Consider the following 13,046-nt stretch of genomic DNA (forward strand, 5'->3'; position numbering starts at 1 on the left):
TTAAATTAAGTTTTGATTATGGCTATAATGTCAGATAAGTGGATAAAAGAAGCTGTTATAAATCAAAGTATGATAAGGCCCTTTGCGGAAAAGCAGGTAAGAGTTCATAATAAAGAAAAGATTATTTCTTACGGCTTATCTTCTTACGGCTATGATGCTAGAGTATCTAATGAATTTAAAATATTCACCAATATAAATTCTACTACGGTTGATCCAAAAAATTTCAGTGAATATAATTTAGTTGATAGAGAAGTAGATGTGTGTATTATTCCACCTAATAGTTTTGCCCTTGGCAGAACTATAGAATATTTTAAAATACCGCGTGATGTATTAGTTATTTGTGTCGGCAAGTCCACTTATGCAAGATGCGGTATAATAGTAAATGTGACTCCGTTAGAACCGGAGTGGGAAGGACATGTAACTTTAGAGTTTTCTAATACTACTCCATTACCTGCTAAAATATATGCAAATGAAGGAGCTTGTCAGTTTTTATTTTTAAAAAGTGATCAAATTTGTGATAATTCATATGCCGATCGCCAAGGAAAATATATGAAACAAGTAGGCGTAACTTTACCGTTAACATAACTTTTTTATGTAAGAACCTGTTCACGATCTTAATTTTAAAGCTAATTAAAATCTTTTTAGCCGCAAATTATAAGATTTTTTTGAAATAAGAATACTATTCCTACAAAAATCTTATTAATTTTTGCTTAAAAACCTTTTTAATTATCAATATCAATCAAAATAAAATCGTGAATAGGCTCTAAAAAATTATATTAAATTTTTAATAAGGATTTTTATGAGTACAATAAACACCGATACTAATAAGGCAATGCCGCATATTTCCGTTAATGCACAATATATAAAAGATTTATCTCTTGAGAACCCTTCTGCCCCGTCTTCTCTTGCGGCTTTAGATCAACGCCCTCAAATTGATTTATCTCTAGATATAAATATTACTAATTTATCGGAAGAAAATTTCTATGAAGTAGAGTTAAATATCGAAGCAACTGCAAGAAATGAAAAATATAAATTATTTCAGATAGAATTAAAATATGCCGGAGTATTTAATTTAATTAATATTGATTCTGAACAACATCCGATTTTATTATCTGTTCATTGTCCGGCAATGATATTTCCATTTGCTAGAAAAATTATAGCTAGCTGTACTCAAGATGCAGGATTCCAGCCTTTAATGATTGATCCTATAGATTTTGGTGCCTTATATCATAAGAAAATGTCAGAGCATCAAAACTAAGAAAATCATTTAATTATTTAATAAATTTCGTTTTAAACGCCATGGTTTTTAAATCACAGATAGAGCTTAATAGTAAATATTTTATCAATTTGATTAAATATTCTTTACTTATGTAATTAATGAATGTATAAAGCACTAGATAAAAAATTATAATTTAGTTAACAATAATTAACTGTAATTAAATTATAGCACAATATAAAAATTGAATTTTATGGAGAAAAATAATGAGAGTTTTGTTAATTGAAGACGAGCCGGAAATGGCTAACTTAATTGAGCTAACTTTAGCTTCAGAAGGTATAGTTTGCGATAAAGCTTCAGTTGGTGTAGAAGGTTTAAGGCTTGGTAAAGTCGGTGGTTATGATCTAGTGATTTTAGACCTTATGTTACCGGATATTAATGGTTTTGAGATATTATTAAGATTGCGTGCTGCAAAAATAAAAACCCCAATCTTAATTTTATCTAGCTTAACGGATACGGATCAAAAGATTATCGGTTTCTCTTCTGGAGCTGATGATTATTTAACCAAGCCGTTTGTAAGAGAGGAATTAATTGCTAGAATTAAAGCTATAGTTAGACGTTCTAAAGGTCATGCAGCATCAGTATTTAGGTTTGATAAGGTTAGCGTAAACCTAGATACTAGAACTGTAGAAGTTGACAGCAAAAAAGTACATTTGACGAACAAAGAATATGCTATTTTAGAGCTATTAATACTCCGAAGAGGAACCATTTTAACTAAAGAAATGTTCTTAAATCACTTATATAGTAGTGTTGACGAACCGGAAATGAAAATTATTGACGTATTTATTTGTAAACTTCGTAAAAAGTTAAGTGATGCTGCCGGCGGTAGAGATTATATCGACACTGTATGGGGACGCGGTTATATGCTAAAAGAATATGATGAATTACAACAAAAAGAAATTTTAGCACAAGGAGCATAATTAATGCCTTTATCTACTTCTTTACTTGGTAAAAAAAGTACTTATAAAGATAGTTATGATGCGACTTTATTATTTAAAATTCCACGTATAAATAATCGCAACGAACTTGGAATAAATAGTAATAATCTTCCGTTTTACGGTGTAGATATTTGGAATACATATGAACTATCTTGTCTTAATAAGAACAGTAAGCCATGGGTTGGAGTAGGCACTTTTTATATACCGACGGATTCTGAAAATATAGTAGAATCAAAATCATTTAAACTATATCTAAATTCTTTTAATAACTTTGTTGTTGAATCAGTAGAAGAACTAGAAAGAATTATCTTGCAGGATCTAAGTAATGTTACACACGCTAAAGTAACAGGACGTATATTTCCTATAAATACAAAAATAGAATTTGTTATTCCAAGCGGTAAAAATATCGATGATTTAGATATAGTATGCAATAATTACGGTCCACCCGATAATAGCTTAATTGAGTATGAAGATGTTTTGGTAGAAGAAGAGATTAATTCTAATTTACTAAAATCAAATTGCTTAGTAACCGGTCAACCGGATTGGGGTACAATCGTTATAAAATATAAAGGAAAAAAGTTAAAACATGATTCTTTTCTGAAATATCTAATATCTTTTAGAAATTGTAATGAGTTTGCAGAGCAGTGTGCCGAGCGTATTTTTACAGATATTAAAAATGCTATAAACCCTAATTTTCTTTCTATTTATATAGTATATACTAGGCGTGGAGGAATTGATATTTGTCCCTATCGTTCTACCGATAAAAGTTATACTTTACCTAGTGATAAACGATTTATTAGGCAATAATCACTTTTCTAATCCATAAAAAAATCCGTTTGCAACAACGCTCTTCGCTCCTCTCAATGATAATTAAGATATCTACGTAACAATGCCTGCTTGCAATGATAATTTGCTATCCACGCAATAGGCGAGATAACAATCAAAGAATAATTCACGTAAGCAAGCTTTTCGCAGGATAGAAGTTATTATAATTTTATGATTCTTTTTTAGGATTTTATGGAGGCTTTAGGCTTTCTACTATTTTATTCAGGTCTATTTGACTACAGATTCCCAGTAATACGGGATCATGAGGACGAATAGAATTCATATTCCAATGGCTACGAGTTCTAATAGCATCTATAGTAGTCTTAGTAGTGCCTATTAATTTAATTATTTGATGGTCTTGGATGTTTGGATAATTAGACAATAACCAATATATAGCATCCGGTTTATCTTGACGCCTTGCTATAGGAGTGTATTTAGCATGCTGTTTTTTCTGATTTTTCATCAACTCATCAGCAGGGCTATATGAAATTTGTAAATTAGCATTAGGATCTTTACTGCAACGCTCAATTTCCTCTAAAGTTAACTGACCGTTTGCAATTGGATTTAAACCTTTTATAGATTGTGCTACTTCACCGTCAGCCATACCTTTTATTTCAAATTCATGAATACCGCAAAAATCGGCGATTTGTTTAAAAGTTAAAGAAGTATTTTCAATTAACCACATAGCCGTGGCTTTTGGCAGAAGCGGTAATGTTTTTTGCGAATTCATGATAATTGTTTTTTGGCTTAATTTAAGAAATTATAACAAATAGAGTTATTTAAGTCAATCTTCATTTAGAAACTTAACTATCTCCTCAACTACTTTCTTAGCATCGCCGAATAACATAAAAGTATTATCGTGATAAAATAGCTCATTTTCTATACCTGCATATCCTGAAGCCATAGAGCGTTTAATAAACAAAATAGTACGTGCTTTTTCGACATCTAGTACCGGCATACCATAAATCGGACTACTCGGGTCATTTTTAGCAGCAGGATTAGTTACGTCATTTGCCCCAATCACAAGTACTACGTCAGTGGTAGCGAAATCTCTATTAATTTCTTCAAGCTCAAGTACTTTCTCATAATCTATATTAGCTTCTGCAAGTAAAACATTCATATGCCCCGGCATTCTACCTGCTACCGGATGTACGGCAAAACGTACATTAATGTCTGAACGTTCTAATATATCAACCATCTCTTTTATGATATGCTGAGACTGGGCTACTGCCATACCGTAACCTGGAACAATTATCACCGATGATGCATTAAGTAGTAAATGTGACGCATCTTCAGGGCAGCTTGTTTTTGCTATTTTATCGTCGTCTATATCCTTGTTAATCCCGGTAGGTGCAGGCAAAAACGCTCCAAAAATAACCTTGATTAATGAACGATTCATAGCCCTGCACATTATACAGCTAAGTATAGCTCCGCTACTACCGACCAATGCTCCGGTAATAATGAGTAGGCTATTGCTAAGCGTAAAGCCGATACCGGCTGCTGCAAAACCTGAATAAGAATTTAGCATCGATACTATAACCGGCATATCTGCACCGCCTACCGGTATTATTAGTAATACTCCGATTAACAGTGATAAAAAAACTATTAGATTAAATAAAAATATACTCTCTGAACGAATAAATAATATTATCAGAAGAACTAATATTATTGCCGTTAATAGGCATATATATTGCTGACCGTAGAATTTTAACGGGCTACTTTTCATTAAGCCTTGTAGTTTTAGAAAAGCTATAACCGAACCGCTAAAAGTTAAAGCACCGATAGAGACGCCTACTGATATTTCTATTAATGAATTAATCGGTAAACTTCCTGCTATTCCTATAGAAAAATTTTCAGGAGCAAGTATCGTAGCGTAAGCTACAAATACCGCAGCAAGACCAACAAAAGAGTGAAATCCGGCAACTAATTGAGGCATTGCCGTCATGGAGATTTTAAGTGCAATAATCCCTCCGATTATCCCGCCTAATAATATGGTTGCTATAATGGGTAATTTATGATTAAAATCCGGGAGGAAAAAAGTAACGCCGACTGCTATCGCCATCCCCAAAATACCTATGGTACTGCCTAAACGTGCTTGTTTCTGTGAGGATAAAAACTTTAGCGACAGAATAAAACAAACAGCCGCAACTAAGTATAATAACTGGATAATTTGTAGGGACATAGGGGAATTACTTTTTTAATGTCATTTCCGTTAGGTATTATTACATTAATAGGTTTTTTTCATTGTCACCCCGTGGCTTGACCACGGGGTCCAGAAAAAAATAAAAAAAGACTGGATACCGTGGTCAAGCCACGGTATGACACCAATACTAAAAAGTAAATCCTATACCTATAGAAACTATTAAAGGATTAAGCTTAACTTTAGAGGTCACGGTTTTAGTACCTACTAAATTCGGTTTATACTCAAGTTTAGGATTTAAGAAAAATTGTCTTACGTCAATATTGATTAAAGTATCATCTTTAGCATAAAGATCTACACCTATTTGTCCGACTAGACCGTGTCCGTTTCTAATTTTAAGACCGGTAGCTTGAGTAAGCATGTAAGAACCGTGATAACCTACACCGACATACGGTCTTATCCCGCCGTAAGGAGCTATATAAAATTGTCCGGTAACCGTTGCAGGAATCATATAAATAGGTTTGTTTTTTCCTAGTTTGACATTATCAACGCCATAATTATGAGCAATGGCTGCAAGGGATGTATATTTAGTGCGTAAAACATTAAAGCCAAGTGATAATTCAGTAGCTAAATAATTATTAAAGAATATAGTAGTGGATGCATCACCTCCATAACCGTTTTTTGCAACTTCTCCTACTGGAACAGGTTGAGGAGAGGTCGGAGTAGGTAATCCCTTTTGCTTAGCACTTGAAAAAACACCTCCTAGACGCATCTTGAAAACTAAACTTCCTTCGTTTTCGTAATACGGTGTACTATCATAGTCAGGAGCAGAATCTACATCATCATACATGCTTTTAGCAAAACTATTAATACTTATGCTGGATACAAACAAAATTATCCCTAATTTTTTCACTATTCTTAACATATTAATTATAACCTTTACTTGCTTAAAATTGATTACCGTATTATTATATAAAATTTTTGTTTATATATTTATACCATTTTCATAAAAGATAGAATTCTTTTATGCTAAAAGTCAAGACATTTAAGTAAAATTATAGAAATTATTGGAGCATATTAATGAATGATGCATTAAAAACATATTTAACCGGTATAGGTTGGTTTTTACTTAGTTTAGTAAGTAGTAGTGCCAATGATGTAATGTCTAAATATCTTGGGACTCGTTTACATAGCTTTGAAGTAGCTTTTTTCCGCTTCTTTTTCAGTAGCATAGTTTTACTACCTTTTGTTTTTTATTATGGTAAAAATACCTTAAAAACAAGTCGTCCTTTTGTACATATATTAAGAGGATTATTATTATTTTTCGGTATGACTTCCTGGACTTACGGTCTTACCATAGCTCCCGTTACTACCGCAACCGTTGTAAGTTTTTCTATCCCTTTATTTACTTTAATACTTGCCGTATTTTTTCTTAACGAAAATATTATTTGGCAAAGATGGGTAGTTACCGTAGTAGGATTTATAGGGCTTGTTGTTACGCTTAAACCTCATGCCGAGGATTTTAACCCCGAAATTTTGTATTTTGTATTAGCGGCTATTTCATTTGCTATGCTTGACATTATTAATAAAAAATTCGTAATAAAAGAATCGATGATCAGTATGCTATTTTATTCGGCAATAGTAACTGCTGTAGTATCATTGCTTGTTGCATCGCAATATTGGCTAACCCCTAGCGGTTTTGAATTAGCTTTATTATTTGTACTCGGTAGTAGCGGTAGTTTAATATTATTCTTCCTACTTAAAGCTTTTTCCATGGTAGATGCAACCGCTACCGCTCCTTATAGATATTTAGAGCTGGTGATTTCGGCAATAGCGGCATATTTCATATTTAGTGAGTTTCCCGATAAAAGCACACTTCATGGAGCAGTAATAATAATTCCTGCCACCTTATTTATAATATACTCCGAAAAAAAAGCTATGAGTAGAAAACATGAATCGCAGTAAGCTAGTATTTTCAAGCGGTATCGCTAATACTTTTGAATGGTATGATTATGTATTATTCGGTTATTTTGCACCCATAATAGGAGTAAAATTTTTTCCGAATGATGATGCTAATACTTCTTTACTGCAAGCTTTTTTAGTATTTGCTATAGGTTATTTGGCAAGACCGTTAGGCGGCATATTTTTTGGTGTTATTGGTGATAGATTTGGACGCAAAGTAGCCTTAACTAGTGCATTATTTTGCATGTCTGCCCCAACCGTATTAATAGGAATATTACCAACTTACCATACTATAGGTATAACTGCGACTATATTAATGATTTGTGTACGAATTCTACAAGGATTATCAATGGGAGGAGCTTTGACCGGTTCTATTTCTTTTGTTATTGAACATACTAGCCATAAACACCGAGGCTTTACCGGTAGTATTTCAATGTCTAGTATATGCTCCGGTTTATTGCTTGGTTCTTTTGTTTCTTATATCGTTAAGAATATCCTAACAGCTTCACAATTTGATAGTTTTGGCTGGAGAATACCTTTTTTACTTGGATTTTTTATTCTTTTTGCAGCATTTTATATTAAAAAAAATACTCAGGAAACACCGAATTTTAAAAATCTAAGAGAGCAGAAAAAGATTTTACAATCACCGTTAAAAAAAGTCATTACCAATCATTGGTTTGATATATTAATCTCGATTTTTATCAATGCTCCCGGTTCGATAATATTCTATTTAACTACAATTTACTTGGTATCGTTTTTGAAAATCAGCCGTAACTTTACTGAAAATGAAGTAAATAGCCTCGTTAGCGTATGTTACGTGATTATGATAGCCGTAACTTTATTAAGCGGTTATTTATCCGATATTATAGGTCGCAGGAAAATTTTTGTAATTAACCTGATAATAATTATTATAACAACGCCATTTTTATTTAATAATTTTGAGAATGGTGACTTTACAAGCATAATTATCTCACAATTTATACTAGCTATACTTGTCGCTAGCTATATCGGTCCTGAACCGGCATTACAAGCAGAGTTTTATCCTACAAATATACGTAACACCGCTCTGTCTATTTCATATAACACTGCTACAAGTATTTTCGGAGGTACTACGCCTCTTGTCTTTGAATATTTAGTACAAAAAACAGGGCATGTAACCTCGGCAGTTTATTACGTCATATTAAGCTGTATTTTTGCATTGTTCGCCTTATATTTTTACAAAAATAGAAGTTTAGATAAAATATGAAAGAAATTACAAAGTAAATGAATTTTCAAAATTCTTCTTGATTTAATAACAAATATGTGGCAAAAAGAGTTTAAAATAAAATTCTAAGCTACTATAGCTCAGGGGTAGAGCACTTCATTGGTAATGAAGAGGTCGGGGGTTCAATTCCCCCTAGTAGCACCAGTTTCTATAAAGGTTTCAAGGCTTTTAAAAAATTTCTTAAAATTCATATGTTCCTTTTATGTTCCAAATTGTCTAATTTTTGTATTAAATCTCTTTTAAATCCCGAATTTTAAATATTATAAAAAAAACTAAATTTGTATATTTCTTAAATCAACCTCAATTTATTTATTCACACTTTTAGTTAAATTTCTATTGCTTTCTTAAAGCTCTTTATTATTGTTCTATCTATAAGCTCATTCTTAACAAAATATTAAAAATTATAGAATTTAATAATGGTATAGTTATGCTTAAAGAACAATCTAAAACTTCATATGAAAAACTAATAGAAGCAATAAAAATACAAAAGAAGCTCTAGAGTTAATTGCCGAAATGGATACAACCGAATTAAGCAAAATTGACTCCAGAGGTGAAACAGCTTTAATTTATGCTATTCATCAAAACATGGAAAAAGTATGTGAATTACTTATACCTAAAATGTCCGATGAATCTATTAATCATGGTAGGACAACTTACAATGACACTGCTTTGTAGAGGTCAAGATTTAATCTTACAGGCACTATAAAAATTATATCTGAATGTCTGATAAGTTATGACTGTCAGATGAGTATTCAAGATATAAGATTTCATTATTCTTTTCAACAGCTAACTTCTTACTATCCTTGAAGGTCTGCATAGGATTTTTACCATAACAATATTTCCCAGAATGAGGTCTTTCATTATTATAATGTTCTAACCAAATATCAAGGTCAAGTTGTAGATCATCAAGATCAGTATAAATCTTTTTACGCATAGCCGTATCAAATAATTCTTGCTTCATAGTTTTATTAAAACGTTCACACATACCATTTGTTTGAGGAGAATATGCTTTAGTAGTGGTATGTTCAATACCCTCAATGCTTAAGAACAATTCAAAAGCATGATGTTCTATATTTCCTTTATATTCACCACCTCTATCAGTTAGAATACGAAGCACTGGTATTTGCTGACTCTCATACCACGGCAGTACTCTATCATTAAGCATGTCAGCAGCGGTAAGAGCTGTTTTATCAGTATATAATTTAGCATCTGCGACCCTAGTATAGCTATCAATAAATACCTGAGAATATACCTTGCCTATACCTTTAAAATTACCTACATAATATGTATCTTGGCATCCTAGATAACCTGGATGCTGTGTATCAATCTCACCATGGGCTTCTTTTTCGCTACGCCGTTTCTCTAATACTTGTAACTGAGCTTCGGTAAGAACAATACCATCTTGAGCCATCTTTGCTTCTAATGCTTTAAGTCTTTTATTGATATTATTTAAATCATTACGTAGCCAAATCGATCTAACTCCTCCAGGTGATACAAGAATACCAGTCTTTTTAAGCTTATTTGATACTCTCATCTGACCATAAGGCTGGGTATTCTATTGCCATATCTAATACTGCTCTCTCTACTGCTGGTTCAACTCTATTCGCTATAATTGGCTTCTTCCTGCTAATCTCATATAACGCCTCTTCTCCACCAGTTTCATATAGCTCTTTGAACCTATAATAACTGTCACTGCTGTATCCCATTGCTTTACAGGCGGACGATATACTACCAAGACTCTTAGCTAATTCTAGTAATCCTATTTTTGGCTTTATTATTTTTTGATTTAGATTCATCTCTAATCCTCCATTTAATATTTATCTTATTTTACTAAATGTAAGATTAAATCTCAATTATTGCAAATTAGATTAGCACAATTATCTCATACACAATTACAAGAAGCTACTCATAATAATGAAAATGAGACTGTTTTAGTTGGATCAATGAACCCAGATAATGCCGAAGTATAAATTAAAACAACGATAATCCTTATTCTTTAAATTTTTATGCTGCTTGTAAATTTTGTTGCATGAGAAAACTATTGCTTATATACTGTCGTTTAGCTGTGGTAGTTAGCAAATCGTACACTAGCCCGCACCACTAAAAATATTTATATTTATGATGGACATTCTTCTTTTTGTACATATTACTATTGCAATATTGCTAATTATAGTTATTCTGATGCAGCGTAGCGGATCGGATGGAATTAGTAGTATAAGCGGCAGTAATAATATGGGAGTAGTCAGTGCTAAAACGGTCGGTAATTTTCTTACTAAAAGCACTATAATACTTACAACATTATTTTTAATAAATGCAATAGTACTTGCTAATCTTTCCTCAAAAAAGAAATCTGATTTAGTTTCTAAGATTAATGAAATTGAAGAAAATCAAGCAGAAAATAGTTTACCTATAGCTAAATAGTTATAGCTTTATCTTAGTAATATCTCTCATACTTGTCATTGTCTATCTTTGTTGGCATTGTTGCATGGATACCCGAACAGTCATTGCGAGGAGGCATTGTTGCGTAGACCGGTAAAACCTACTGTGTCACCTAGTTCGCTTGCTAACTAGGTCCATAAAAACAATAAAAAATACTAATAATTTTAGTATTTTTAACTGGATCCCGTGGTCAAGCCACGGGACGACAGAGGTGAAATTGATCCACGTAACAACACCTTGCGAGGAGCAAAGCGACGTGGCAATCCAAAAAAATAATTAAAAAATCGGGTCCTGCAACAAAGCCGTATGACAATAATTCACAAAATAATTTTAGAAATGTCTATAGAATTTAATATAAAAGAAAAAATTTATATCATTTTATGTGCAATAATTGAGATTTAATCTTACATTTAGTAAAATAAGATAAATATTAAATGGAGGATTAGAGATGAATCTAAATCAAAAAATAATAAAGCCAAAAATAGGATTACTAGAATTAGCTAAGAGTCTTGGTAGTATATCGTCCGCCTGTAAAGCAATGGGATACAGCAGGGACAGTTATTATAGGTTCAAAGAGCTATATGAAACTGGTGGAGAAGAGGCGTTATATGAGATTAGCAGGAAGAAGCCAATTATAGCGAATAGAGTTGAACCAGCAGTAGAGAGAGCAGTATTAGATATGGCAATAGAATACCAGCCTTATGGTCAGATGAGAGTATCAAATAAGCTTAAAAAGACTGGTATTCTTGTATCACCTGGAGGAGTTAGATCGATTTGGCTACGTAATGATTTAAATAATATCAATAAAAGACTTAAAGCATTAGAAGCAAAGATGGTTCAAGATGGTATTGTTCTTACCGAAGCTCAGTTACAAGTATTAGAGAAATGGCGTAGCGAAAAAGAAGCCCATGGTGAGATTGATACACAGCATCCAGGTTATCTAGGATGCCAAGATACATATTATGTAGGTAATTTTAAAGGTATAGGCAAGGTATATTCTCAGGTATTTATTGATAGCTATACTAGGGTCGCAGATGCTAAATTATATACTGATAAAACAGCTCTTACCGCTGCTGACATGCTTAATGATAGAGTACTGCCGTGGTATGAGAGTCAGCAAATACCAGTGCTTCGTATTCTAACTGATAGAGGTGGTGAATATAAAGGAAATATAGAACATCATGCTTTTGAATTGTTCTTAAGCATTGAGGGCATTGAACATAACACTACTAAAGCATATTCTCCTCAAACAAATGGTATGTGTGAACGTTTTAATAAAACTATGAAGCAAGAATTATTTGATACGGCTATGCGTAAAAAGATTTATACTGATCTTGATGATCTACAACTTGACCTTGATATTTGGTTAGAACATTATAATAATGAAAGACCTCATTCTGGGAAATATTGTTATGGTAAAAATCCTATGCAGACCTTCAAGGATAGTAAGAAATTAGCTGTTGAAAAGAATAATGAAATCTTATATCTTGAATACTCATCTGACAGTCATAATTTATCAGACATTCAGATATAATTTTTATAGTGCCTGTAAGATTAAATCTTGACTTCTACACTTTTTTATGTATTTTTTTACAGTCCTTATTATAGTAGGAAACTTAATATATCAAAAATTTGTTTCCCTTAATATTTTTAATTTTTATATTCTTGAGTTATCTATAGGAGCAATTTTTTACCCGTTAACTTTTTTATTAACGGATTTAATAGCTGAGTTTTACGGTAAAGAAAGAGCCAATTTTTGTGTAAAACTTGCTATTATTTTTAATATAATAATAGTTTTAATAATAAGTCTTATGGATAAATTGAAAGCTACTAATTGGTCTAATGTTGACAACATAACTTTTCATAAAGTCTTTGGTTCATACCATATATCTTTTTTAGCATCAACTTTTGCCTGTTATATAGCTCAACTTGTTGATATTAATATCTATTTATGGATACGTAAAATTACTAAAGGTAAATATTTATGGATAAGAAATAATTTTAGTACGGCAATTTCTTTATTTATTGATACTTTTATTGTAATTGGGATTATGAGCTTATTTAATATTTTTCCTTTTGACCAATTAGGTCAGCTTGTACTTAATAGCTATTCATTTAAACTATTTTTTACCGTATTTAGTACGCCGATATTCTATTTGGCTTTGGTTAATAAGCTTGTTTATTAAGAAAGGATAAGCTCTT

The 13,046-nt window shown here is 32.0% G+C and carries 12 protein-coding genes, 1 tRNA gene and 2 pseudogenes; 11 read left to right on the forward strand and 4 right to left on the reverse strand.

Features of this window, described 5'->3' with window-relative positions:
* The first annotated feature begins 18 nt into the window (after positions 1–18).
* The 4 genes from dcd to queF all read left to right on the forward strand — a co-directional run bounded on the left by dcd (position 19) and on the right by queF (position 3,021).
* Positions 19–585, forward strand: a complete 567-nt coding sequence (gene dcd / locus ACE38Q_RS07065; protein WP_500190823.1) for a dCTP deaminase — start codon at positions 19–21, stop codon at positions 583–585.
* Positions 586–799: 214 nt separating this feature from the next.
* Entirely contained in the window at positions 800–1,258 is a 459-nt protein-coding gene (secB, locus tag ACE38Q_RS07070) for a protein-export chaperone SecB (protein WP_500190825.1), read from the forward strand.
* Between the two features lie 224 nt (positions 1,259–1,482).
* The gene (gene ctrA / locus ACE38Q_RS07075) at positions 1,483–2,196 is read left to right on the forward strand and encodes a response regulator transcription factor CtrA (protein ID WP_500190829.1); all 714 of its coding nucleotides are present in this window, start codon (positions 1,483–1,485) and stop codon (positions 2,194–2,196) included.
* A gap of 3 nt (positions 2,197–2,199) precedes the next feature.
* Entirely contained in the window at positions 2,200–3,021 is an 822-nt protein-coding gene (gene queF, locus ACE38Q_RS07080; RefSeq protein ID WP_500190831.1) for an NADPH-dependent 7-cyano-7-deazaguanine reductase QueF, read from the forward strand.
* Between the two features lie 208 nt (positions 3,022–3,229).
* Here the strand turns inward: queF and ACE38Q_RS07085 are convergent, their stop codons facing one another.
* From ACE38Q_RS07085 to ACE38Q_RS07095, 3 genes are all read right to left on the reverse strand, one after another.
* Positions 3,230–3,769: a cell cycle transcriptional regulator TrcR gene (locus ACE38Q_RS07085; RefSeq protein WP_500190836.1), complete on the reverse strand. Its 540-nt coding sequence runs from the start codon at positions 3,767–3,769 to the stop codon at positions 3,230–3,232.
* 54 nt (positions 3,770–3,823) lie between these two features.
* Positions 3,824–5,221 (reverse strand): NAD(P)(+) transhydrogenase (Re/Si-specific) subunit beta, encoded by a 1,398-nt coding sequence (locus tag ACE38Q_RS07090; protein ID WP_500190838.1) that lies wholly within the window; start codon positions 5,219–5,221, stop codon positions 3,824–3,826.
* Positions 5,222–5,369: 148 nt separating this feature from the next.
* Positions 5,370–6,104 (reverse strand): OmpW family outer membrane protein, encoded by a 735-nt coding sequence (locus ACE38Q_RS07095; protein WP_500190840.1) that lies wholly within the window; start codon positions 6,102–6,104, stop codon positions 5,370–5,372.
* A gap of 155 nt (positions 6,105–6,259) precedes the next feature.
* Between ACE38Q_RS07095 and ACE38Q_RS07100 the strand changes: the two genes are divergently transcribed.
* The 4 genes from ACE38Q_RS07100 (at position 6,260) to ACE38Q_RS07115 (ending at position 9,080) form a co-directional block, all read left to right on the forward strand.
* Positions 6,260–7,144, forward strand: coding sequence for a DMT family transporter (locus ACE38Q_RS07100; RefSeq protein ID WP_500190843.1), 885 nt, complete (start codon positions 6,260–6,262; stop codon positions 7,142–7,144).
* The gene (locus tag ACE38Q_RS07105; RefSeq protein ID WP_500190845.1) at positions 7,131–8,387 is read left to right on the forward strand and encodes an MFS transporter; all 1,257 of its coding nucleotides are present in this window, start codon (positions 7,131–7,133) and stop codon (positions 8,385–8,387) included. Before ACE38Q_RS07100 ends, ACE38Q_RS07105 begins: the two co-directional genes overlap by 14 nt.
* A gap of 87 nt (positions 8,388–8,474) precedes the next feature.
* Positions 8,475–8,549, forward strand: a tRNA-Thr gene (locus tag ACE38Q_RS07110).
* Positions 8,550–8,918: 369 nt separating this feature from the next.
* On the forward strand, positions 8,919–9,080 hold the full coding sequence (locus tag ACE38Q_RS07115) for a hypothetical protein (RefSeq protein WP_500190848.1): 162 nt from the start codon (positions 8,919–8,921) through the stop codon (positions 9,078–9,080).
* 34 nt (positions 9,081–9,114) lie between these two features.
* On the opposite strand, the pseudogene ACE38Q_RS07120 reads toward ACE38Q_RS07115, so the two are convergent.
* Positions 9,115–10,201, reverse strand: a pseudogene (locus tag ACE38Q_RS07120) (IS481 family transposase).
* 322 nt (positions 10,202–10,523) lie between these two features.
* Here ACE38Q_RS07120 and secG point away from each other — a divergent pair.
* From secG to ACE38Q_RS07135, 3 genes and pseudogenes are all read left to right on the forward strand, one after another.
* Complete coding sequence (gene secG / locus ACE38Q_RS07125) at positions 10,524–10,826, forward strand: preprotein translocase subunit SecG (protein WP_500189711.1); 303 nt, start codon at positions 10,524–10,526, stop codon at positions 10,824–10,826.
* Positions 10,827–11,292: 466 nt separating this feature from the next.
* Positions 11,293–12,378 carry an IS481 family transposase gene (locus tag ACE38Q_RS07130; RefSeq protein ID WP_500190851.1) on the forward strand — a complete coding sequence of 362 codons (1,086 nt, stop codon included), beginning with the start codon at positions 11,293–11,295 and terminating at the stop codon, positions 12,376–12,378.
* Positions 12,379–12,383: 5 nt separating this feature from the next.
* Positions 12,384–13,040, forward strand: a pseudogene (locus ACE38Q_RS07135) (queuosine precursor transporter).
* Positions 13,041–13,046: the final 6 nt, after the last annotated feature.

Source organism: Rickettsia endosymbiont of Thecocarcelia acutangulata (genome assembly GCF_964263195.1).
GTDB classification, from domain to species: Bacteria; Pseudomonadota; Alphaproteobacteria; order Rickettsiales; family Rickettsiaceae; genus Rickettsia; species Rickettsia felis.

Excerpts from the sequence above, each read along its gene's own strand:
- dcd (WP_500190823.1), top strand. The coding sequence starts at position 19 with ATGGCTATAATGTCAGATAAGTGGATAAAAGAAGCTGTTATAAATCAA.
- secB (WP_500190825.1), top strand. The coding sequence starts at position 800 with ATGAGTACAATAAACACCGATACTAATAAGGCAATGCCGCATATTTCC.
- ctrA (WP_500190829.1), top strand. The coding sequence starts at position 1,483 with ATGAGAGTTTTGTTAATTGAAGACGAGCCGGAAATGGCTAACTTAATT.
- queF (WP_500190831.1), top strand. The coding sequence starts at position 2,200 with ATGCCTTTATCTACTTCTTTACTTGGTAAAAAAAGTACTTATAAAGAT.
- ACE38Q_RS07085 (WP_500190836.1), bottom strand. The coding sequence starts at position 3,769 with ATGAATTCGCAAAAAACATTACCGCTTCTGCCAAAAGCCACGGCTATG.
- ACE38Q_RS07090 (WP_500190838.1), bottom strand. The coding sequence starts at position 5,221 with ATGTCCCTACAAATTATCCAGTTATTATACTTAGTTGCGGCTGTTTGT.
- ACE38Q_RS07095 (WP_500190840.1), bottom strand. The coding sequence starts at position 6,104 with ATGTTAAGAATAGTGAAAAAATTAGGGATAATTTTGTTTGTATCCAGC.
- ACE38Q_RS07100 (WP_500190843.1), top strand. The coding sequence starts at position 6,260 with ATGAATGATGCATTAAAAACATATTTAACCGGTATAGGTTGGTTTTTA.
- ACE38Q_RS07105 (WP_500190845.1), top strand. The coding sequence starts at position 7,131 with ATGAATCGCAGTAAGCTAGTATTTTCAAGCGGTATCGCTAATACTTTT.
- ACE38Q_RS07115 (WP_500190848.1), top strand. The coding sequence starts at position 8,919 with ATGGATACAACCGAATTAAGCAAAATTGACTCCAGAGGTGAAACAGCT.
- secG (WP_500189711.1), top strand. The coding sequence starts at position 10,524 with ATGATGGACATTCTTCTTTTTGTACATATTACTATTGCAATATTGCTA.
- ACE38Q_RS07130 (WP_500190851.1), top strand. The coding sequence starts at position 11,293 with ATGAATCTAAATCAAAAAATAATAAAGCCAAAAATAGGATTACTAGAA.